Source organism: Cohnella sp. GbtcB17 (assembly GCF_019091135.1).
In the GTDB taxonomy this organism is placed as follows: domain Bacteria; phylum Bacillota; class Bacilli; order Paenibacillales; family Paenibacillaceae; genus Cohnella.
Genome location: NZ_JAGXJW010000090.1, coordinates 1 through 20,063 on the forward strand (window position 1 = coordinate 1; position 20,063 = coordinate 20,063).

Here is a 20,063-nt window from a genome sequence, read left to right on the forward strand (position 1 = left end):
CATGAAGCAGCGGGGCGCGATCGCGCGGGCGCTCGTCATGGCCCCGGAGATTCTGCTCATGGGCGAGCCGTCCGCCGCGCTCGACGAGCAGACGAGGCTGCTGCTGCACAAGGAGCTCGAGCAGATCTGGCTGAGCACGCGGAAGACGATCTTGTTTATCACGCACAACATCCGCGAGGCGGTCACGCTGTCGGAACGGGTGCTCGTCATGTCCACCCGGCCGGGACGGATCAAAAAAGAGTTCCGCGTGCAGGCGGCGCGGCCGCGGGAGCCGGGCGATTCGGTGCTGCATTACATCGAGCGCCAGATCATGGACACGTTGGCCGCCGAGCTGGAGAAGGTGGCGAAGGAGGAATACGGCGATGACTACACTTTGGAGAAAAGCGCTCTTTCTCCTTCTGCTGCTCATCATATGGGAGACGGCATATAGGACGATGCACTGGGGCTGGCGCTTCCCGTCGGCGTTGCAGACGATGCGGACGTTCTACGACGGCATGGCGGACGGCCAGCTCCTCAAGGCGACGCTCGGCAGCCTGCGGCGCATCCTCGTCGCGTTCGCGCTGTCGTGCGCCATCGGCGTGACGCTGGGCGTCCTGTTCGCACGGAGCCGGCTGCTGGACGAGACGTTCGGCTTCGTCGTCGTCGCGCTGCAGACCGTGCCGAGCATCGCCTGGCTGCCCTTTGCGATCATCTGGTTCGGGCTGAACGACTTCGCCGTCGTGTTCATCACGACGATCGGAGCGACCTGGACGATGACGATCGCGAGCCGGAGCGGGATCAAGAACATCCCGCCGATCTATCTGAAGTCGGCGCAGATGTTCGGTACCGGCCGCGGGCTCCGTCTTTTCTATCAGGTGATGGTTCCGGCTGCGATCCCGCAGCTTATCACGGGCATGCGCATGGCCTGGGCGTTCGCCTGGCGGGCGCTTGTGTCCGGCGAGCTCATCGCGCGCGGCGTTGGGCTCGGACAGCTGCTGGAGGAGGGGCGGAGCCTCGGCGACACCTCGCTTATGCTCTGCATCGTGCTCGTGATCGCGATTCTCGGCACGATCTCCGATCACCTCGTTTTCAAGCGCATCGAGGACCGGGTCTTGACGCTGTACGGGCTCCAGACAGCCAAAGCATAAGCTTAAATTGAAAAAGGAGAATGCACGATGTCTAAAAAAGCGATTTATGCAAGTATTGTTCTCGTCTTGATGCTGACCCTGCTGTCCGGCTGCGGCTCCTCCGGCTCCTCCAGTTCCTCTGGTTCCTCAAGCTCCTCAGGCTCGGAGAGCAGCGGCGGCTCCAAGTCGGCCGACCCGATCACGGTGAAGATCGGCCTGCTCAAAAACGTGACCCATGCGCCGGCCTTCGTCGCGATCAAGAAGGGTTATCTGCAGGACCGTCTCGGCGCGAACGTGAAGCTCGAAGTGCAGGGCTTCAACAACGGCTCCGACTTCTCGACGGCGATGGCGACGGGTGAGATCGACATCGGCTATGTGGGCCCCAGCCCGGTCATCAACCAATACGTCAGAAGCAAGAACATCAAGATCTTGTCCGGCGCGAACAACGGCGGCGCCGTGCTCGTGGCGAGGAAGGGCGCGGGCGTGACCGACGCCAAGGACCTGTCCGGCAAGCTGGTCGCCATTCCGACCAAGGGGAGCACGAACGAGATCTCGCTTCGTCTGCTCCTGGAGGAGCAGGGCCTCAAGGTGACGACGGACAAGAGCGGGGTGCAGATCATCGCGATGGCGCCGGCGGATACGCTGACGGCCATGAAGCAAGGCCAGGTCGACGCGGCTTTGGTGCCCGAACCGTGGGGCACGCAGATCGCGAACGAAGGCATCGGCGAGATCGCCGTCGACTGGGATCAGATTCCGCCCAACAAGGGCAATTACCCGCTGACGATCGTCGTCGCAAGCGACCGCTTCCTGAAGGCGCATCGGGATCTGGCCAAGTCGGTGCTTCTCGCCAACGAAGACGCCATTCAGTTTATCCAGGGGAACCCCGACGACACCTATACGCTGGTCAGCGACGAGCTGAAGGAACTGACCGGGAAGGGCCTGGACGCCGAGCTGATCAAGGCCGCGCTGTCGCACCTCAGCCTGACGACGAACATCGACCAGGACGCCTTGCAGGCCATGGCGCAGGTTGCGGTCGATGCCGGTTACATCAAGGACGTGGGCGCGGACGGTCTGGATCTGACAGGCTTGTACGATCTGTCATTGCTGAAGGAGACGCAGGAAGGCAAATAGACGACGAAGAAAGGAATGACAGCGATGACAGAGATCTTCATTCAGCCGCAGGAGAACTTGCGCCCGGATTACCACCCGAATCTGACCGTCGTTCTGCTCGGAACGGGTTCCCCACGGGCCTTCTACGGACGTGCGAAGCCCGGCGTCGCGGTGCTTGCCGGGCATAAGGCGTTCCTCGTCGATTGCGGGGGCGCCGCGGTGGACCAGCTGGTCAAGGCGGGCATCATGCCTCAGCGGATTTCCGACGTCCTGTTCACGCATCATCATTACGACCACAACGGCGGTTTTTTCGACGTCTTCATTACGAGCTGGCGCACGCATATTGCGGCGGAGCGCGTCTTCGAAGGCCGGTCGGTGCCCATGCACGTATATGGACCGGAGACGACGAAGGCGATCATCGGCCGCATGCGGGAGTCGTTCGAATTCGACGTCAAGCTGCGCATCAGCTATAACCTGTCGGACGAAGCCGGCTCGCGAATCGAATATACGGAGTGCAACGAAGGCGTCGTCTACGACAAGGACGGCATACGGATTACCGCCTTCGAGGTGGACCATCGCCCGGTGTATCCGGCTGTCGCCTATAAGTTCGAGTATAACGGCAAGACGGCGGTCATCTCCGGCGATACGATTCCGGTGGCGAGCATGGTGAAGCAAGCGGCCGGGGCGGATCTGCTCGTTCACGAGGCGTACAACAAGTCTTGGCTGGATGCCCAGATCGCGCAAAATCCGCAATACGAGAAGGCGCTGTCGAACCCCGCCAAGTATCATACGACGACGCTTGAGGCGGCGCACATCGCGCAGCGGGCCGGCGTCAAGCATCTCGTGCTGACGCATCACATTCCCGCGCCGGAGGCGAATCCCGCGGCGGAGCAAGCGTACGTCGAGGGAATGAGCGATATTTACGCCGGTCCGATTACGGTCGGCCGGGACTTGATGGCCTTCGAATTAAAGTAGCGGACAACCGCCGTCTACGGCAGGGGCAAAGGTACCTCTCGATCGCGCTGGGCATAAGCTGATAAATGCTAATCCGAGAGGGTGTGTGTGCATGTATCCTTATTACCCGGAAACCGTCCGCTCCCCCTGTCTTGACTATCGGAACGGGCCTCCCGCGCAGCAGCGGCTTACCTTCGTGCTCGTGCATGGCTCATGGGCCGACGCTCGATTCTGGGACGATATAGCGGCGGTGCTGCGCAGGAACGGGCATGTCGTCTATACGCCGGAATATGCCGGGCACGGAGGAGATCCGAACAAAAAGGTCACGCATGCGATGATCACGAAGTCTGTCGTCGACTTTATAACGAAGCTGAACTTGCGGGATATCGTTCTCGTCGGGCACAGCTTCGGCGGAACGGTCATTCAGAAGGCGGCCGAACAGGTATCTGCGCGCATCAAGCGTCTCGTCTTTTGGGACGCCTTCGTATTGAAGGACGGCGAATCGCTGGCGGACGAGGTGCCGCCCCAAACGAGGCAAGGCTTCGAGCAGCTCAGGGCAAGCTCGAAGGACGATACGATTATGCTTCCGTTCGCGCTGTTCCGGGATTCGTTCGTGAATACGGCTGCCTTGGACGTAGCCCAATGGATCTACGCAAGCGTCGCTCCGGAGCCGGCCGTGCCGCTCTTCGAGAAGCTGGATCTTAAAGCGTTCTATGCGTTGCCAACGCCCAAAAGCTATGTGTATTTCTATCAAGACAACGTATTGCCGCAAGGAGAGGGCTTCGGCTGGAATCCGCATATGTCCACGCGGCTCGGTCTGTTCCGGCTGATCGTCGGCGATGGGGACCACATGACGGATTCGCGTACAAGGCCGGCTATGGTGGCGCAAAAGCTGTACGAGGCGGGACGGGACTGATCGTCGACGGCCGGCACCGCCGGGGTCAACGATGCTTGTTACCGGGATCGTCCTGCCGGGCGATTTTGTAATCCAGCATTTTGTTAAGCGTGGCCAGCACCTGATCGTATTCTTCCTTCTTGCGCTCGATCTCTTTCATCTTGGACAACACCCAGTCGATCCCCTGCTGCGTAGTCGTCGTGTTCGTATCCAGGCCTTGCAGGATCTGCTTCAGTTCCGTCAGCGAGCAGCCGACGCTTTGGAATCTCTTGACAAGCTTCAGACGCTCGATCGCTTCGTCGAAATAATGGCGATAGTTGTTCGTATCCCGCCGGACGTGACGCTCGTCCAGCAGCCCCTCCTTTTCGTAGTAACGAATAGTATGGACCGATAATCCGGTCCGCTCGGCGAGTTCCTGAATTTTCATCCCCGACGCTCCCTGTGAACGGCTTGCATTAGAGTCAACTCTATAGTTTACAGTAAAGCCGTGATTATCAAAAGCATAAGGAGTGATCGGGATGAAAATTTTCGTAACGGGAGCAACGGGGTATATCGGTTCGGCCGTCGTCGGAGAGCTGATTCGGGCGGGTCATCAGGTCGTCGGCCTAACGCGCTCGGATCGCGGTGCCGCGGCGCTTAAAGCTGCGGGGGCCGAGGCGCATACGGGGACGCTTGAAGATCTGGACAGCCTTCAGAGCGGCGCGGCTGCGGCAGACGGCGTTATTCACCTGGCGTTCAGGCACGACTTCTCCGACTTCGCCGGTTCGCTCGGCATGGATCTCCGCGCCGTCGAAGCGATGGGCGAGTCGCTCAAGGGCTCCGGCAAGCCTTTTGTCATGACAGCGCACGCGAACGGCGAAGCGTCGGAACAGGCGGCGCTGGCGTTGACGTCGCAAGGCGTGCGGGCATCGATCGTATCGCTTGCGCCGACCGTGCACGGGGAGGGCGACAAGGGCTTCGTGCCGAGGCTGATCGACATTGCCCGCGAAAAAGGCGTAGCCGCCTATGTCGGCGACGGAACCAATCGTTGGCCCGCGATCCACCGTCTCGATGCTGCGTCTTTGTTCCGTCTGGCCGCAGAGTCCGCTCCGGCAGGCGCGCGGCTTGACGGCGTGCACGATGAGGGTGTACCCTTCCGCGACATCGCAAGCGTCATCGGCAAGCATCTCGGCCTGCCGACGGTCAGCATCTCGCGCGAAGAAGCGAACGACCACTTCGGGTTTCTCGGCATGCTGGCAGCGCTCGACATCCCGCGGTCGAGCGCGCAGACGCAGGCGCTTCTGGGATGGCGTCCGGTGCACGCCGCGCTAATCCCGGACCTCGAGCAGGGCCATTATTTCTCGAAGTAAGCGTTTTGCAGAGGCGACGCCTTGACGGCGTTGCTTCGCCGCCGGTTCCATAGTATACTCGGAACCAAGTATGCAAAGGAGGTGAAGGTAGGATGAATCGGGAGTTTGTGAATAATCAGGTGAGCCGGCTGCCCATCGCGATGGCTGGCATCGTTCATGGTTTTCGGCAGGACGGGAGCAGTCTGCCCTTTTTGAACCATACGATATCACAAACTCGCGAAAAGGCTCCTACCTTGACCTAACGGATCGATCCGATTAAGGCGTAGGGAATTTTCCCTGCGCCTTTTTCTATTGGGCTAAGACGGGTAGGGCCTCGCCCCAGGAGGAACCCCCATGTTAACGATAAACTGCCAAAATGTGAAAAAATACAATGCCGCCCAGCTGGTGCTCGAGAACGTAACCTTCGAGCTGCACGACGGCGAAAAGGCGGGGCTCGTCGGCCGCAACGGAGGCGGCAAGACGACGCTGTTGCGCATGATCGCCAAGCTCGACGCCCCGGACGAAGGCATGCTCGCGGTTCGCAAAAACGCGCGGATCGGTTATTTGCGCCAAATGCCGGACATGCCCCCCGGTACGACCGTGTACGACGTGCTGGCCGCCGGCTTCCGGGAGCTGCTCGATTGCCGGGAACGGATGACCGTGCTCGAGTCAGAGATGGCATCGCCGGATGTGAGGCCGGAGCGATTGGAGCGTCTGCTCGCGTCCTATGCGCAGCTGCAGGAGCGATATGAGCGGGACGGGGGCTACGAACTCGACGCCCGGATCGATCAGGTCGCGGACGGCTTGCGTTTTCCCCGGGCGTGGTACGACCGTCGCTACGATTCGTTGTCCGGCGGGGAGAAGACGAAGGTCGGTCTCGCCTCGCAGCTGTTGATGGAGCCCGAGCTGCTGCTGCTGGACGAACCGACCAACCATCTCGACATGGCCGCCGTGGAGTGGCTGGAGGATTTTCTGCTGAAGTACCGTGGGGCTTGCTTGATCGTGTCCCATGACCGGTACTTTCTCGACCGGGTCGTCACCAAGATCGTGGAGCTCGAGGACGGAGAGTCGACCGTATTTCATACGAACTACACGCAGTACGTCAAGGAGAAGGAAGAACTGCTCCTCCGGCAGTTCGCCGACTACCAGGAGCAGCAGAAGCAGATCAAGAAAATGCGGGAGACCATCAAGCAGTTGATGGATTGGGGGAGAATCGGCGATAACGGCAAGTTTTTTCGCAGGGCGGCCAGCATGCAGAAAGCGCTCGATCGCATGGAGAAGCTGAAGCGTCCCGCCATCGACCGCAAGGAAGCGGCGTTCGAGCTGCGGCCCTCCGAACGATCCGGGAAGCAAGTTGTTATCCTGGACGGCGTAGCGAAGCGATATGGGGCGAAAACCGTTCTCGCCGGCGTCACGGGAGAGCTTCGCTATGGCGAAAAGGTCGTACTGATCGGAGACAACGGCTCCGGCAAGTCGACTCTGCTGAAGCTGATCCTCGGAGAGATTGCCGCGGACGGAGGAGAGGCGCGGCTTGGCGCCCGCGTCGACGTCGGCTATCTTGCGCAGCAGCAGCTCCCGGACCAGCCGGAGACGTCCGTGCTGGACTACTACCGGAGCGGAGCGGGACTCGATGAGGGCGAGGCCCGCAATCGGCTGGCGGCTTATCTTTTCTACGGCGCCGACGTGTTCAAGCCTGTCCGCACGCTCTCCGGCGGCGAATGGACGCGTCTGCGGCTGGCGCTGCTCGTGCACAAGAAGCCGAACCTGCTCATTCTGGACGAGCCGACGAACCATATGGACATCGCGTCGCGGGAGGCGCTGGAGGAAGCGTTGGACCAATATCCGGGGACGTTGCTGATCGTGACCCACGACCGGTACCTCATGAACCGGCTGGCACAGCAGGTATGGGCGTTGGATCAGGGGCGCTTGGCGGCTTATCTGGGTGGATTCGACGACTATAGGACCGAGAGCCGACGCAGGCAAAATGAGGCCGGTGGCTCGCGAGAGATCCCGGCGCGATCCGAGGAGCGACCCGAACGGAAAAGCGCGCTGACGTCCGCCGCGCCAAGCGAGCGCGGGCGTTTGTCCGGCGAGCGGCTCGAGGCCGAGATTGAAGAGACGGAGCGCCGCCTGGCGGCGCTCGAAGACTTGATGGGCGAACTGCAGCAAGACGGGGAAGCGGTCGCCCGCATGCAGTCCGCCTGGGAGGAGCGCGAGGCGCTTCGGGAGCGGCTTGATCGGCTCATGGAGCGGTGGATAGAAGCGCAAGGCGAATAGCCGGGGACAACATACGGATCTGGGCAATCGGGCATACAGTATCCCAATCAACGCGATGGAGGTTACCCGATTGTACGACAACCCAAGGCAGACACAGCCCCAGCATCAGCACCTGGCATGGCACGAAACGATGGAGCTGCACGAGACGGTCGCATTTCAATCCAATCATCTGATGGCGTTCAAAATGCATATCGGTGAAGTGAAGGACCCCGGACTCCGGCAGCTGTATCATGAGACGATTCGCTCGCTCGAGCAAAACCTGAAGGAGCTGCTCCCCTTCTACCAGGCGGCGCCGACGAGCGAACTGCGTACCGGTACGGACGACAAAACGGCCTTCTTCGCGGCGCACCTGCTGCTTTTCGCCAAGACCGCCGTTCGCAACTACGCGATCGCCATTACGGAGACGGCCACGCCCGCGCTGCGCGATACGCTCGTGAAGCAGCTGGATCAGGCGATTCAGCTCCACTACAAGGTGTTCGCCTTTATGCAGAGCAAGGGACTGTACCCCGCGTACGATCTGAAGCTGCTTCTGGCGAGCGATCAGAAGAACGCGGCCGAGGCTTTAAAAATGAAATAATCGCAGGGATCCACGCACGGCGGCCACTCGGCCGCCTTTTTTGTGATCCGACACTGCCTTGGATGGGCATAATGGATTCATCCACCATGCGAGGACGGAGCTGCGCGACATGGAAAAGAATCCACCCTATGTGATCCTGGCCGAAGAACGGGCCCCCGAAGGGATAGAAAACTGCCAGCTTTGCGAGCTGGCGGGGCAGCGGACGCGCGTCGTATGGGGAGAAGGCAGCCCGGACGCGCCGATCATGATGATCCTGGATAACCCCGGCGCCAGAGAGGACCGCGAAGGCAACGCGTTTCTGTGCGGCACCCGGGAGACGCTCCAGCTCGGCATGCGCGAAGCGGGCATCGATACGAGCGACGTATTCGTGAGCTATCTGCTGAAGTGCCGGCCGCTGCGCGCCTACAACAAGCCGGAGGCCAGAGCGGCTTGCCTTCCCCACCTGCAGATGCAGATCTTGCAGAAGCGCCCGCTTGTCCTGTTTGGATTCGGCAATGTCGTTTCCGAAGCGTTGTTCCCGGAGCTTGAGGATGCCAGCGTCAAGGCGCTGCGGGGCAGCTGGCTGTCGTATCAGGATACGCCCATCGGCTTCACCTATCATCCGCTTGCGGTCCGAAGGCGGCCCAATTTGCTGAAGTATTTTATCGAAGATCTGAACGGGTTAAACGAGAAGCGGAAGGCGCTGGCAGGGGAGTGATCGCGTGTCAGGCATAGCGCACGGCCGCTTGGCGGGTCGTTCTATTTCGTCTTTAGAGCAACACCTCGTACTGCGCCGCCTCCACCCACGACCCCGCCGCGAAGTCCCTGCCCCTCACGAGCACGCGATCTGCATAGACCTCGACGTAGTAGCCCTGGCTGCCTTCTTTCCGTACGTCCTCGTCCGTCCACAGGTAAGCGACGGATGCGGCATTGAACATGGCCGGTGTCCGGCCGTCGCCGACCGCATGATTGCACGGAGCTTCCATTTCCCAATGACCGTGCCCGGTAAAAAGGAAGGTTCGCGGATATCTCGCCAGGATCGCCTTCAGCTCGTCGTCTTGCGTCACGCCGTACCATTTCTGCGCTTCCATCGATCCGGCCGTCGTATTTTTAAGCGGTTGATGGAGAAAAACGAACGCAGGCTTGCCGGCAGCCGCTGCCTCTCCCAGCTTCGCGTCCAGCCATTGGAGCTGCGTCTCCGACAGATCGCAGAACAGCTCCAGGCCCTGCTCGGTTCCGAGGAAAAGAAAAGCATAGCCGTCGATCCAGTGATCGTGGTAGGCGGCTGTCATGCCCGTCGCGGACAGGAAGCTCCCGAGGCGCGACGCCCAGACGCCCAGGCCGACGTCGTGATTGCCTGTAGCCATATAGATGGGCGGCAGCTTATCCTGATAGAGTCCGACGATCCGCCGCAGCTCTTCGTATTCGGCGGGAAAACCGTGGTCGGTCACATCCCCGGCATGCATGATGCCAACGCTGTTCGGCGCGTTGTCCGCGATGTCCCTCAGGGACTGCTCAAAATTCCGGTTGTAGAGATGGTCCGGATCCGCCGTCACGTGCGTATCGGTGATAACTTGAAACGCAATGAGCGGGTTTTCGCCGTTTCGCCTCATAAATGGTCCCCCCTCGCCGAATGGCGCACGCGTTTAATGGCCGTTTTTGCTGATGTTCAACCCGATGACGCCGACAATGATGATGCCGATCCAGAGCATCGAGCTGAGCGGCAGCCGTTCCTGAAAGATCATGTAGCCCGCGACCGAGATCAGCACGATGCCGATGCCGGACCAGATCGCGTAGACGACCGCGACTTGCATATAGCCGAGCGCAAAGTTAAGGCAAGTAAAGCTGATGCCGTAAAACAGAAACATCAGCAGCGAGGGAACGAGACGCGTGAAGCTCTCCGACAGCTTCATCGAGATCGTGCCGGAGAGCTCGAAGACGATCGCCAAGCTCAGCAGAAGCCATCCCATCGTTGTCGCACCTTTCATGTTGCGCTGTCTTCCTTCACGATGCGCAGCTCCCGCAAGGTAGCGACGACCGCATCCGCTTCAGGCCCGTCCAGGCGCTTGCCAGGTCCGGAAGACGCGGCAGGGGTGCCGGGCTCGGCAGGTGCCGCAGGCTCGGCGATCAAAATCGCCGCAGCCGCGCCGGCTTCCTTGGCCATGCGCATATCGCCCCGGGTATCGCCGATGACCGCGAAGCGCCCGCCGCCAAGTCCCAGCCGCTTGCATGCGAGCAGCGCCATATCGGGATAAGGCTTGCCGCGCTCGACCTGATCCGTCCCGACAACCACGTCGAACCGATCCAGAATACCGAGCCATTCCAGATGCTTGACGGCCGCCTCCGTCTCGTCTGCCGTCACGACGGCGAGCGGCACGCCTGCTTGTCGGCAGTCCTCAAGAAACTCGAGCACGCCCGGCAGCAGACGGGCCGCGCGCACCGCCTCGAGCTGCGCGTCCGCCGCAAGCTTGGCCTCCGCGGCGAGCGTCTTCGCCTCCGCCCAGGACAAGCCGGACCGGTAGCCATGCCAGGCCAGGATCGCCAGCATCTCTTCCACGGTCCCCATGGCCAGCGGTCCGTTGCGATCGTAGTCGACGACGGGGCCGCCGTCTTCCGTGCGGATCGCCCCCCACAGCGCTTCCAGATCGGCGCCGATCGGCGGCAATTCTCTCTCCTGAAGCGAAGCGGAGAACCGGGCGAGCAGATGCTCGCTCCAGTTCCCCCATGTATAGATAAAGTCCAGCAGCGTCCCGTCCTTATCAAATAGAATGCCGTCTACCCGATAGGACGCGCCCGCCGCCCGCAGCACCGCCATGCGGATTCCTCCTACTTGTTGATGCGATCCAGCTCGCGCTGCGCCGTTTCTTTAGCCGCCTTCAAAGCTTGTGCAGCCGGCATATTTTTGATCTGAACGTTGTCTGCGGCCAACTTGAGCGCATCGGAGATCTTGCCGCCGGTCGGATCCGCGAACGGCGAAGAGCCATGGGCCGCCTGCTTCAGCGGAATTGTGATTTGCGGATTCGTCTTGCTGAACTCCACGAACGCCGGATCCTGCTGCGCGGACTGGCGCACCGCGATATAGCCGGTGTTCATCGACCAGAAGGCCGTATTTTCCGCGCTCATGAAATACTGGAACCACTTAAAGGCCGCCGCTTGCTGCTCCGCGCTCGCCTTCGCCGGGATACCCGCCATGATCGCCTGGGCGACAGGCTTGCCCGCGCCGACGCCTTCCCAGCCCGGCTGCTCCATCGCGCCGACAATGTTGAAGTCCAGATCGCCCTGGTCGCCGCTGGAGCCCGTGTAGCCTGCCGCCTGCCCCTTCATCACGTCGTCGATCGTCTTGTACCAGTACTCCCAGCCTTGCCCGCCGGAGTGGATGCGCATGATCTTGTCGTCATGAATCCATTTGCGGAACAGCTCCCACGTGTCCACCCACTCCGGAGAGTCGATGAGCACCGTCTTGCCGTCGTCGCTCAGCATTTTGCCGCCTTTGCTAAGCGCGGCGTCCATCATATTGTCGTAGCCCCACATCGGCTCCCAGCCGTAGAACGTCGTTTTGCCGCCTTCCTTGACGGTCATCTTCTCGGCCGCCTTCGCGAGGGCTTCCCACGTCGTCAGGTCTTCGGGCTTCAGGCCCGCCTTCTCCAGCGCGTCCTTGCGATAATACATCACCTGCGTCGTGCCGTACATCGGCAGGAAGTACTGCTTGCCGTCCACTTGGCCTTGCTCGAGGAAGGTCGGGATGACGTCGTCTTTGTTAAAATCGGCGGAGGCCGCAATCAGCTCGTCCAGCGTAGCGTAATAGCCCTTGCGCGCCCAGTCTACGTTCGAGGACAGGACTGCGGCCGGCACGGTGCCGGAAGCGATCGCCGCCTGGAGCTTCTTCTCCGTCTCCGAATAGTCGCCTTGAACGACCGGCTTCACGATGACTTCCTGCTGCGAAGCGTTGAACTTGTCGATCAGCGTCTGCATGTTCTCGCCAAGCTTGCCGCCCAGGCCGTACCAGAACTCGATCGTGACCGGCGCCTTCGGCGTCTCCGCCGATGCGGAGCTCGTCTCGGATGCGGATGCCGAAGCGGACGCTTCGGAGGATGGCGCGTCGGAAGGCGATGCCGCCGATCCCGAATTGCCCGAATTGCTCGAGCCGCAAGCCGTCAAAGCCATAATCGTCGCAAGCGCCAATCCCGCCGTCGTCTTTTTCATCGTTTTCATAAGTCGTTCTCTCCGCCTTTTCTTTGGTATAGGTTAGGTTGCGTTATCCCTTGCTGGCGCCGGCCGACAGGTTCACGCTCTGCATGATCGTCTTCTGCGTCAGCAGGAACAGAACAAGCAGCGGCAGAATCGTAAATGCGCTGGCGGCCATGATGAGCGGCCACTTGAGCCCGTATGCACCTCCTTGCACGAAGAAGCTTCGCAGGCCGGCCGACACGAGCTGCAGATCCGGATTTTTGGTGATGAGCATCGGCCAGAAGTAGTTGTTGTACTGCTCGATAAAGGTGATGAGCGCCAGCACCGCGAAGGAAGAGCGAGCGAGCGGGAATACGATCGTCCATAAAATGCGGAGTTGCGAAGCGCCGTCGATCTGCCCCGCCTCCACCAGCTCGTGCGACACTTGGAGGAACGCCTGGCGGATGAGAAAGATCGAGAAGATGCTGACGCAGTTCGAGAGAATAATGCCCGCATACGAGTCCAGCAGACCGAGGTTGCTCAGCACGACGTAGCCGGGCAGGTAGACGGCCGTGACCGGCACCATGTAGCCGACGAGGATCAGCGCGGTGAACGCGTTTTTCAGCCGAAAGGACATGTGCGTCATGGCATAAGCCATCATCCCGGAGTTGACGATCTGGATGACGACGATTGCCGCGGCGACGAGAATGCTGTTCCCGAGATAGCGGGCGAACGGAGCGGCGTCCCACGCATCGGCGAAGTTGCGCCAGAGCGGATCGTGCGGCCACAGCGTGGGCGGGAACTGCCAGATCTCATCGTTCGTCTTGAGCGCGCTCATCGCCATCCAGTAGAAGGGGAAGGCCATGAGCAGGGCGGCTGCGGCGAGAAAAAGGTGCGAGAGCAGGCGGCGGACGCCGCTGCGTGGGTGCATCGATATCCCTGCCTTTCGGATTTGCGAATCAGGAGTAATGAACGGTGCGGCGGCCGATCCCGAACGACAATAGGGAGAGCGCGACGCATCCGACGATGAGCAGGATGGCGACGGCGGACGCTTCTCCGATCTGGAAGGCGTCGAAGGCCGACAGGTAGTAGAAGTAGAGCATCGTTCGCGTCGAGCCGGCCGGTCCGCCTTGCGTCAGCACGTTGATCTGGTCGTAAGCCTGCAGCGACGAGATCGTCAGGACGACGAACAGGAAAAAGGTCGTCGGCGAGATGAGCGGCAGCGTGACATGGCGGAACTTGTCCCAGCGATTCGCGCCGTCGAGCGCGGCCGCCTCCAGGTAATCGGGCGGGACGTTGCCGATCGCCACCAGATAGAAGATCATGCTCCAGCCGGCGGACTTCCAGACGGTGACGAGGAGGACGCTGACGAGCGCCCAGTTCGGATCCTCCAGCCAGCGAATACCGGACAAGCCGAAGGCGTGCAGCACGTTGTTCGCGAGCCCGACGTCGGGCTCGTAGATCCAGGACCAGACGATGGACACGGCGACGGTCGGCGTCACCCAAGGCGAGAAGATCAGCGTGCGATAGATTGCGCCGCCTTTTCGCTTGCCGCTAAGCAGCAGGGCGAGGCCGAGTCCCGCAGCCATGACCGGCAGCACGCTGCCGGCGCAGAAGAGGAGCGTGACCCGAAGCGTTTGATAAAACTCGGGATTTTCGAACAAGTACCGGTAGTTGTCGAGTCCGACGAACGTCTTGACCGGACTCATGAAGTCCCATTCCGTGAAGCTGAGGTAGATGACATAGCCGAGCGGGTAGAACCAGAATAGACTGAGCGGGATCATCGCCGGCAGCGTGAACAGCAGCGCTTTCCCTTCCGAGGCGAGTCTTGTCCGTCTCATGGCGTTGTCGGAACCCCTCCCTTAATAAGATTCAAAAATCTCTTAATCTTCGTTATAATCAAGGTGATTTAAAGCTGGATTGCTTGTTTGTTCAAAAATTATTGTACGTTCATTTGAGGGTTGGATGGTTAAAGCTCCATCATGCGAGCATTAAATTTTCGTAAATTACGTCGGTTTCGCGCATGTGCGAGCGGGACGGCGCGCGGAGAGGGAGGTTCGTTCGTGAAAAAAGCCAGCAGCAGCTTAAAAGAGCCGTCGAAGCCGCGCGAGGCGATACGCCATCAAGTGATCGACGCGATCGCAGAGACGATGGACTTGTACGGCGCCAATTATACGTTCGGGCAGCTCTACGGCATTATGTACTTCGAGGACAAGCCGATGACGCTCGAAGACATGCAGGGCTACATGAACATGAGCAAAAGCAACATGAGCTACGCGGTCCGATCGCTGCTGGATTCCAAGATGGTGACCAAGCTGAAGGAGAAGGACGAACGGAAGGACCTGTACGCCGCCGAGACGGACTTTTTCCAGGCGTTCCGCAACTTCTTCGCCGCCAAGCTGCAGCGCGAAGTCGACGTCATGCGAGGCGCCATCGAAGCTGCCATTCCGGAGCTGTCCGAGGTGATCCTGGATGCCGGCACGCCCGACGAGGAGCGCAAGCTCTGCCTTCAGGACTTGCACAAGCTGAAGCATGCCGTCGGCTACTACGAATGGCTGCAGCGGTTCGTGAACGATCTGCAGGACGGGGCGTTTTTCGAAAAAGCCGACGGTTCCATCCCAACCTAGCGCTGGATACTTGCGCTGGCGGAGTAGGGCGAAGATGCAAGAATTGTGCATGAAGCGGTTGCGCGTAGGCGTGGACCTGCGTGCGGGGTGAAGACATAGTGGGATTCGTGCCGCAGGTATGAAAAGAAAGACGCCTTTGGACCAGGCGTCTTTCTTGTTATCGGGCAACCGGTATAATGAGGTAAAACGTGTTAAACGAGGAGAGATTCCGTTGCAGCAGCGTTTTAATGACCTGATAAAGCAGGACGTCAAGCCGTTCCTTGCCGGGCACGGCTTTGCTAAAAAGAGTTTGAATTTCAGCAAAAGCGCGAACGGTCTAGTCTACATCATCAACTTCCAAAAATCCGCCGGCAATTCGGCGGATCATGTGATGTTTTACGTAAACTGCGGCATCTATTCGGCGGAACTGGCACGCTTGCAATCAAAGGAGATTCAAACGGCGCCCCAGGAGCCGGAATGCCACTTCCGAGCAAGAATCGAGGAGCTGGCCCGGGCTGTTCCAGCGCGATTTTCCCTAACGGACGATACGAATATGAACGACTTAAGAGACACGCTGCTCAACGGTTTGGATGAAGTCGTTCAATTCTACGATACGATGACCGGCGCCAGATCCATCGTCGATTATTACGTCGCAGGGCCCTATTTGCATCTGAGCGAAGAAAGCTTTGAGCTGCTGCTGCAATCCGGCGACGAGGCGGCGGCCAGACGCTATTTGGAGGCGCTGAAGGACAAGCACGGGTCGGAAAACCGCTGGGCGATTTTTGATGGTAAATACCGCGCGATCTTCAGCAAATACGGCGTACCGTACGAATCCTAGTCGAGCGCCTCGCTCAAGAGCGTCGCTTCGCGCGTTCGAATCGTGCGGCGCAGCTTGTTGGCGACGTCGCGCGTGATTTCGTTGCGCTCGAACAGCGACTGCACCTCGTCCCGCTCGGCTTGAATGGCGATCCACTGCAGGTCGCGCCGAACCTCTTCGTTGCCTGCGGGAGGTTTTCCGAGCGAGTAAGGCGACGTTAATTTCGCCAGTATATGCTCATACTGACTCATGACGGCCGCCCGGGCCTCGCATTTGCGTTCCGAGCGGAGGGAGGACAGCGCCGCCTCGCACGTTTGCACCTTCAGACCGCGGATCGCTTCCCGATCGGCCTGCGACAAGTCCCGTATCGCCTTGAATCGGGATTCTTGCTTGGTCACCATCGCCTTCAGCTCGCGCAGCCAGAACTTCACCAGCAGCGTGAACAGATTCGTGCGTACGGACAATACCATCGACATTTGCTCCAGGTTGCTCTGAAACAGCACGGCTTGCGTCTCGGTGATGCGGTCTTCCCGCAGCAGCTTGTTCACCGTGCGCCGTTCCTCTTCGATCGCTTTGAGGCGCATCTCCCGCTCTTCCAGCTCGAATTTACTATGCTGTATGCGACGCATGTCCAATTCCGGATTTCTGCGCCAGCGCTCGTAATCGGAGATGACGGACGCCGCCTCGACTTCGTTGTCTTCGGTCGTCGCGGAATGGACGGCACGGATGGCGGCGCCCATGATCAGCCGTTCTCCCTTGCGCTCCGCAGCCGCGAGCTCCGCCGCTCTGTTGTGCGCAGGCTGCTGCGCGAACAGCGGCAGGAGCGCGCTCGCGGCGATGAGCGACAGCAGGATGACGACGGCCGACAGGAAGATGACCAGGTTTCGTTCGGGGAACGGCGCCCCGTTGTCCAGCAGCAGCGGAATCGAGAAGGCGCCGGCGAGCGTCACCGCGCCGCGGACGCCGGACAAGGCGGTCATCGCGAGCTTTCGGAACGAGACTTTGACATTGGTCGCCGTCTTCTTGCCGATCCATCGACCGCCCCGAGAAAAAGCCAACGCCCACAGGAAGCGCAGGACGAGCAGCATGAGGAAAATGACGACCGCGTAAGCGATCACCTCGCCGTTGTTCAGCGTCGGCTCTTGGAATACTTCGTTGAACACGCTCGGCAGCTGCAGGCCGAGAATGACGAATACGAGCCCGTTGAGAATGAAGACGATGACGGACCAGGTGTTGTCCGACAGCTCGTTGGACAACGGTTTGATGCTGGACATGCGGTCGCGTTCGACCGCATGAACGACGCCACCGGCGACGGCGGCCAGAATGCCGGATACGCCGAGCTGCTCGGCGATCATGTACAGCGCGAACGGCGTCAGGAGGTGAATGAGCATATGCATCGTCTCGTCCTCGAGGCCCGACCGGCGAAGCCATACCCGGAAGCCGGAGATCAGCAGCGCCGTCACCGCACCGACCCCGAGGCCGCCGATGGCGATCAAGAGGAAGCTGACGCTCGCGTTCGCCAGCGAGAAGCTGCCGGTGAGCGCGGCGGCGATCGCGAACTTGAAGGCGACGAGGCCCGACGCGTCGTCCATGAGCGCCTCGCCTTCGAGCAGGTGCATGAGGTTGTTCGGCAGCCGGATGCGGCCCGCGAGACTGCTCACCGCGACGGCATCCGTCGGCGACAGGATGGCCGCGAGACCGAACGCGACGGGCAGCGGGATCGACGGGATCATCCAGTGGATGGCGTAGCCGATCAGGAACACGGTCGCGAACACCAGGCCGACGGCGAGCACAAGAATCGGCACACGCAGCTTCCATAGCTCGGATCTCGACACGTGCTTGCCGTCGTTATACAGCAGCGGCGCGATGAACAGCACGAAGAACAGCTCGGGCTCAAGATGCATATGCAGGCCCGAAGGGATGGCGGCAACGATCATGCCGAGCGCGATCTGCATGAGCGGCACGGGCACGAGCGGGAACTTGCCGCCCAGGATGTTGGATACGCCGACCAGCGCGAGCAGGATCAAGATCGTAAAAAATAATTCCATGGCGGTTCGGAACGTCCCCTTTTTACAAAGCTGGTGTACGTCGGTCTACGTCTGCGTGTAGCCTTCGAGTTACATGGAATTATTATACTTCATCCGAGCGGATGCGGGAGAGTCAAACGGCATAGAAATCTAAGCGAGCCGCGCATTCGTGTTGCCTAAGCTCGCTTTCGCCGTGTCTTGCAATATGGTACAATTCAATCCATTATTGGAACTTCAATCGACGAAAGAAGGTACGACGATGACCTGGAGAGAAATTTCGACGATCGACGAGTGGAATACGCTGCTGGCCCAATCCGGCGAGCGCGGACAGGTTATTTTGAAGCACAGCACGACGTGCCCCGTCAGCGCCAATGCGCTGAGTGAATACGAAGCGTACCTGAAGGCCGCGCCGAACCCGGACGTAGACTATACGCTGGTCAAAGTCATCGAATCCCGCCCCGTGTCGAACCAGATTGCGGAGGACTTGAACGTCAAGCACGAATCGCCGCAGATCATTTACATCAAGGATAAGGCCAAGTACTGGAGCGCTACGCACTGGGCCGTGACCAAGGCGCATATGACGGCCGTGTTGGACTAACTTGATTTGGCGGTAGCTGCGGCTAACGCGGTATAAAATGGTTGACGACTAAAACGGGTATGGTATGCTTAGAATAACAAAAGAAGCCGGTGCGCCAACACCGACTTCCCGCACAACTGCTTCGGCGGGGTTACCTCCAGTCGAGCGACCGATAAAATAACCCGCAATGGCGCGAACCTAGGCGGGTTATTTTCTTTTATTCAGGTAAGTAAGCAACGCAAGGATAAACATACCGAGCATTATTACTTCCTGAAAAGAAAATGTCGTAGCCTCACCTCCGATCTGGAGGCGGACTACCCCGACAAGGCGAGTTGTACAACCTATATAATTCCATCTTACGCCACCTCTCGGGTGGCTTTTCTCGCAGTCCTGGTGACGCACGACGAACGCGTCCTCCCGTTGTGCGACCGCGTGCTTTATTTGGAAAACGGCCGTTTGATCGAAAAGTAGAATCGCATGGCGGCCTCGTATAAAAGATAAAGATGAAAGTACAGCAGGGCTCCAATAAACCCGTAAGCGTAAGTGGAAATAAATGCACGCCATGGACTAAAGTAAGGCAGGGTTCTTAAGACGATCATCCAGTACAGGGTGATAAAAACGAAGCTGCCAATCAGATATAAAACGAGCCTGAACAGATACGCCAAGTACTTGTTGGCGATTCGGGATTTTGCGGCAATCCATTTCTCGATCAGATACGAAATGACGCCGCCTAAAACGAGTATAGCGGGGAACGTGTATATCCAATAGATAAAAAAATAATGGACAACCGCCTCCCCTTCCATACTGGCCAATACGGCGCTGCTGATGATGGAGGCGACAACGCCCAATACAAAATGCTTGATAACCTCGTTCTCGACGTAAAAGAATTCTCTGTCGCGGCTGCGTTCCAATCGATCACATCCTTCGCAACGAAGCAGCTTCATTTCTAAGAAGGCTTACCCCATGGATCCATTGTTCAAAATAAAAGGATGGCGGTGCCAGGGGCCATTACGCTGATCTCCGCATGGATAGCCCCGCCAAATGGTATCATATTGGTGGACGGCTATGCTTTTAATGGATAGAATGTAAGCTGGACTTGAAACCCAAAATAATGTCGCGCATAAGAAAGAGTGAATGTTCATGATACAAATAACGGCACCTACGCCCGATGTCACGATTTACAAGCAGGAGGCTCCAGAGCTCAGCCATATTTACGGATTTACGGATTTTATCCTGATTCCTAGAGATAAAGCGGGAATCTTTATGTTTTATAACGATAACGACGAGCTTCTATTCGTGGGCAAGGCGCGGAAGCTCAGGCCACGGATCAAGAAACACTTCGAGGATTCGACGTCGGTCATGAAAGACAAGCGCGACGAGGTGACCAAGATCGAGGTTTGTTTGGTCGAGGATCCCGTCCATAGGGAGCTCTACGAGACATTCATCATCAACGAATTCAAGGCCAAGTACAATGTGGATAAAGTGTTCTACAAATAAAGAAAACAAGCCCCTTTAATGAAAAAATGCCCCTCATCCACTGCGGTGGTCGAGGGGCATTCCTATGTGCATCGATCGAAATTATAAGTTGGTTGCGGGGGCAGGATTTGTACCTGCGGCCTTCGGGTTAGGAGCCCGGCGAGCTA

At 59.3% G+C, this 20,063-nt stretch carries 22 protein-coding genes and 1 pseudogene; 14 read left to right on the top strand and 9 right to left on the bottom strand.

All coding sequences use genetic code 11. The annotated features are described in order from the left end of the window. The 5 genes and pseudogenes from KVT38_RS31090 to KVT38_RS31110 form a co-directional block, all read left to right on the top strand. A pseudogene (locus KVT38_RS31090) lies at positions 1-430 on the top strand (ABC transporter ATP-binding protein); the annotation flags it as partial. Continuing rightward, complete coding sequence (locus tag KVT38_RS31095) at positions 363-1,127, top strand: ABC transporter permease (RefSeq protein ID WP_217597641.1); 765 nt, start codon at positions 363-365, stop codon at positions 1,125-1,127. The pseudogene KVT38_RS31090 and the gene KVT38_RS31095, both read left to right, overlap by 68 nt. 27 nt (positions 1,128-1,154) lie before the next feature. Then, positions 1,155-2,237, top strand: coding sequence for an ABC transporter substrate-binding protein (locus KVT38_RS31100; protein ID WP_217597642.1), 1,083 nt, complete (start codon positions 1,155-1,157; stop codon positions 2,235-2,237). A 24-nt stretch (positions 2,238-2,261) separates the two neighbouring features. Beyond that, complete coding sequence (locus KVT38_RS31105; protein WP_217597643.1) at positions 2,262-3,191, top strand: MBL fold metallo-hydrolase; 930 nt, start codon at positions 2,262-2,264, stop codon at positions 3,189-3,191. Positions 3,192-3,282: 91 nt separating this feature from the next. Continuing rightward, positions 3,283-4,086 (top strand): alpha/beta hydrolase, encoded by an 804-nt coding sequence (locus KVT38_RS31110; RefSeq protein WP_217597644.1) that lies wholly within the window; start codon positions 3,283-3,285, stop codon positions 4,084-4,086. A gap of 25 nt (positions 4,087-4,111) precedes the next feature. Here the strand turns inward: KVT38_RS31110 and KVT38_RS31115 are convergent, their stop codons facing one another. After that, positions 4,112-4,492, bottom strand: coding sequence for a MerR family transcriptional regulator (locus KVT38_RS31115; protein ID WP_217597645.1), 381 nt, complete (start codon positions 4,490-4,492; stop codon positions 4,112-4,114). A gap of 91 nt (positions 4,493-4,583) precedes the next feature. Here KVT38_RS31115 and KVT38_RS31120 point away from each other — a divergent pair, with 91 nt between their 5' ends. From KVT38_RS31120 to KVT38_RS31140, 5 genes are all read left to right on the top strand, one after another. Continuing rightward, complete coding sequence (locus KVT38_RS31120) at positions 4,584-5,414, top strand: SDR family oxidoreductase (protein WP_217597646.1); 831 nt, start codon at positions 4,584-4,586, stop codon at positions 5,412-5,414. 92 nt (positions 5,415-5,506) lie between these two features. Beyond that, positions 5,507-5,656: a hypothetical protein gene (locus KVT38_RS31125; RefSeq protein WP_217597647.1), complete on the top strand. Its 150-nt coding sequence runs from the start codon at positions 5,507-5,509 to the stop codon at positions 5,654-5,656. Between the two features lie 91 nt (positions 5,657-5,747). Further along, positions 5,748-7,670 (top strand): ribosomal protection-like ABC-F family protein, encoded by a 1,923-nt coding sequence (gene abc-f, locus KVT38_RS31130; protein ID WP_217597648.1) that lies wholly within the window; start codon positions 5,748-5,750, stop codon positions 7,668-7,670. A 70-nt stretch (positions 7,671-7,740) separates the two neighbouring features. Beyond that, a complete protein-coding gene (locus KVT38_RS31135) occupies positions 7,741-8,247 on the top strand; it encodes a spore coat protein (protein ID WP_306795374.1) in 507 nt (168 codons plus the stop codon). A 109-nt stretch (positions 8,248-8,356) separates the two neighbouring features. Continuing rightward, positions 8,357-8,944: a uracil-DNA glycosylase gene (locus tag KVT38_RS31140; RefSeq protein WP_217597650.1), complete on the top strand. Its 588-nt coding sequence runs from the start codon at positions 8,357-8,359 to the stop codon at positions 8,942-8,944. 52 nt (positions 8,945-8,996) lie between these two features. On the opposite strand, the gene KVT38_RS31145 is transcribed toward KVT38_RS31140, so the two are convergent. Genes KVT38_RS31145 through KVT38_RS31170 form a run of 6 tightly spaced genes read right to left on the bottom strand, consistent with a single transcriptional unit; the run spans position 8,997 to position 14,234 of the window. Then, entirely contained in the window at positions 8,997-9,839 is an 843-nt protein-coding gene (locus KVT38_RS31145) for a metallophosphoesterase family protein (protein WP_217597651.1), read from the bottom strand. Between the two features lie 33 nt (positions 9,840-9,872). Continuing rightward, positions 9,873-10,214 (bottom strand): DMT family transporter, encoded by a 342-nt coding sequence (locus tag KVT38_RS31150; RefSeq protein ID WP_254639699.1) that lies wholly within the window; start codon positions 10,212-10,214, stop codon positions 9,873-9,875. After that, positions 10,211-11,041: an HAD family hydrolase gene (locus KVT38_RS31155; RefSeq protein ID WP_217597652.1), complete on the bottom strand. Its 831-nt coding sequence runs from the start codon at positions 11,039-11,041 to the stop codon at positions 10,211-10,213. The genes KVT38_RS31150 and KVT38_RS31155 overlap by 4 nt, the downstream gene beginning before the upstream one ends. A gap of 11 nt (positions 11,042-11,052) precedes the next feature. Next, positions 11,053-12,438: an ABC transporter substrate-binding protein gene (locus tag KVT38_RS31160; protein WP_217597653.1), complete on the bottom strand. Its 1,386-nt coding sequence runs from the start codon at positions 12,436-12,438 to the stop codon at positions 11,053-11,055. 43 nt (positions 12,439-12,481) lie between these two features. Then, positions 12,482-13,324 carry a carbohydrate ABC transporter permease gene (locus tag KVT38_RS31165; protein WP_217597654.1) on the bottom strand — a complete coding sequence of 281 codons (843 nt, stop codon included), beginning with the start codon at positions 13,322-13,324 and terminating at the stop codon, positions 12,482-12,484. Positions 13,325-13,352: 28 nt separating this feature from the next. Continuing rightward, positions 13,353-14,234, bottom strand: a complete 882-nt coding sequence (locus KVT38_RS31170; RefSeq protein WP_217597655.1) for a carbohydrate ABC transporter permease — start codon at positions 14,232-14,234, stop codon at positions 13,353-13,355. 222 nt (positions 14,235-14,456) lie between these two features. On the opposite strand from KVT38_RS31170, the gene KVT38_RS31175 reads away from it, so the two are divergent. After that, positions 14,457-15,020 carry a GbsR/MarR family transcriptional regulator gene (locus KVT38_RS31175; protein WP_217597656.1) on the top strand — a complete coding sequence of 188 codons (564 nt, stop codon included), beginning with the start codon at positions 14,457-14,459 and terminating at the stop codon, positions 15,018-15,020. A gap of 211 nt (positions 15,021-15,231) precedes the next feature. Next, the gene (locus tag KVT38_RS31180; protein WP_254639700.1) at positions 15,232-15,837 is read left to right on the top strand and encodes a DUF4304 domain-containing protein; all 606 of its coding nucleotides are present in this window, start codon (positions 15,232-15,234) and stop codon (positions 15,835-15,837) included. On the opposite strand, the gene KVT38_RS31185 is transcribed toward KVT38_RS31180, so the two are convergent. Beyond that, complete coding sequence (locus KVT38_RS31185; protein ID WP_217597658.1) at positions 15,834-17,864, bottom strand: Na+/H+ antiporter; 2,031 nt, start codon at positions 17,862-17,864, stop codon at positions 15,834-15,836. The genes KVT38_RS31180 and KVT38_RS31185 overlap by 4 nt on opposite strands. Positions 17,865-18,102: 238 nt before the next feature. On the opposite strand from KVT38_RS31185, the gene ytxJ reads away from it, so the two are divergent. Next, entirely contained in the window at positions 18,103-18,441 is a 339-nt protein-coding gene (gene ytxJ, locus KVT38_RS31190) for a bacillithiol system redox-active protein YtxJ (RefSeq protein ID WP_217597659.1), read from the top strand. A 416-nt stretch (positions 18,442-18,857) separates the two neighbouring features. Here the strand turns inward: ytxJ and KVT38_RS31195 are convergent, their stop codons facing one another. Further along, on the bottom strand, positions 18,858-19,331 hold the full coding sequence (locus KVT38_RS31195) for a hypothetical protein (protein ID WP_217597660.1): 474 nt from the start codon (positions 19,329-19,331) through the stop codon (positions 18,858-18,860). Between the two features lie 229 nt (positions 19,332-19,560). Between KVT38_RS31195 and KVT38_RS31200 the strand changes: the two genes are divergently transcribed. Continuing rightward, positions 19,561-19,917, top strand: a complete 357-nt coding sequence (locus tag KVT38_RS31200; RefSeq protein WP_217597661.1) for a nucleotide excision repair endonuclease — start codon at positions 19,561-19,563, stop codon at positions 19,915-19,917. The last annotated feature ends 146 nt before the right edge of the window (positions 19,918-20,063 follow it).

Excerpts from the sequence above, each read along its gene's own strand:
- KVT38_RS31160 (WP_217597653.1), bottom strand. The coding sequence starts at position 12,438 with ATGAAAACGATGAAAAAGACGACGGCGGGATTGGCGCTTGCGACGATT.
- KVT38_RS31200 (WP_217597661.1), top strand. The coding sequence starts at position 19,561 with ATGATACAAATAACGGCACCTACGCCCGATGTCACGATTTACAAGCAG.
- ytxJ (WP_217597659.1), top strand. The coding sequence starts at position 18,103 with ATGACCTGGAGAGAAATTTCGACGATCGACGAGTGGAATACGCTGCTG.
- KVT38_RS31165 (WP_217597654.1), bottom strand. The coding sequence starts at position 13,324 with ATGCACCCACGCAGCGGCGTCCGCCGCCTGCTCTCGCACCTTTTTCTC.
- KVT38_RS31185 (WP_217597658.1), bottom strand. The coding sequence starts at position 17,864 with ATGGAATTATTTTTTACGATCTTGATCCTGCTCGCGCTGGTCGGCGTA.
- KVT38_RS31100 (WP_217597642.1), top strand. The coding sequence starts at position 1,155 with ATGTCTAAAAAAGCGATTTATGCAAGTATTGTTCTCGTCTTGATGCTG.
- KVT38_RS31120 (WP_217597646.1), top strand. The coding sequence starts at position 4,584 with ATGAAAATTTTCGTAACGGGAGCAACGGGGTATATCGGTTCGGCCGTC.
- KVT38_RS31115 (WP_217597645.1), bottom strand. The coding sequence starts at position 4,492 with ATGAAAATTCAGGAACTCGCCGAGCGGACCGGATTATCGGTCCATACT.
- KVT38_RS31155 (WP_217597652.1), bottom strand. The coding sequence starts at position 11,041 with ATGGCGGTGCTGCGGGCGGCGGGCGCGTCCTATCGGGTAGACGGCATT.
- KVT38_RS31145 (WP_217597651.1), bottom strand. The coding sequence starts at position 9,839 with ATGAGGCGAAACGGCGAAAACCCGCTCATTGCGTTTCAAGTTATCACC.
- KVT38_RS31140 (WP_217597650.1), top strand. The coding sequence starts at position 8,357 with ATGGAAAAGAATCCACCCTATGTGATCCTGGCCGAAGAACGGGCCCCC.
- KVT38_RS31095 (WP_217597641.1), top strand. The coding sequence starts at position 363 with ATGACTACACTTTGGAGAAAAGCGCTCTTTCTCCTTCTGCTGCTCATC.
- KVT38_RS31110 (WP_217597644.1), top strand. The coding sequence starts at position 3,283 with ATGTATCCTTATTACCCGGAAACCGTCCGCTCCCCCTGTCTTGACTAT.
- KVT38_RS31170 (WP_217597655.1), bottom strand. The coding sequence starts at position 14,234 with ATGAGACGGACAAGACTCGCCTCGGAAGGGAAAGCGCTGCTGTTCACG.
- KVT38_RS31125 (WP_217597647.1), top strand. The coding sequence starts at position 5,507 with ATGAATCGGGAGTTTGTGAATAATCAGGTGAGCCGGCTGCCCATCGCG.
- abc-f (WP_217597648.1), top strand. The coding sequence starts at position 5,748 with ATGTTAACGATAAACTGCCAAAATGTGAAAAAATACAATGCCGCCCAG.
- KVT38_RS31105 (WP_217597643.1), top strand. The coding sequence starts at position 2,262 with ATGACAGAGATCTTCATTCAGCCGCAGGAGAACTTGCGCCCGGATTAC.
- KVT38_RS31150 (WP_254639699.1), bottom strand. The coding sequence starts at position 10,214 with ATGAAAGGTGCGACAACGATGGGATGGCTTCTGCTGAGCTTGGCGATC.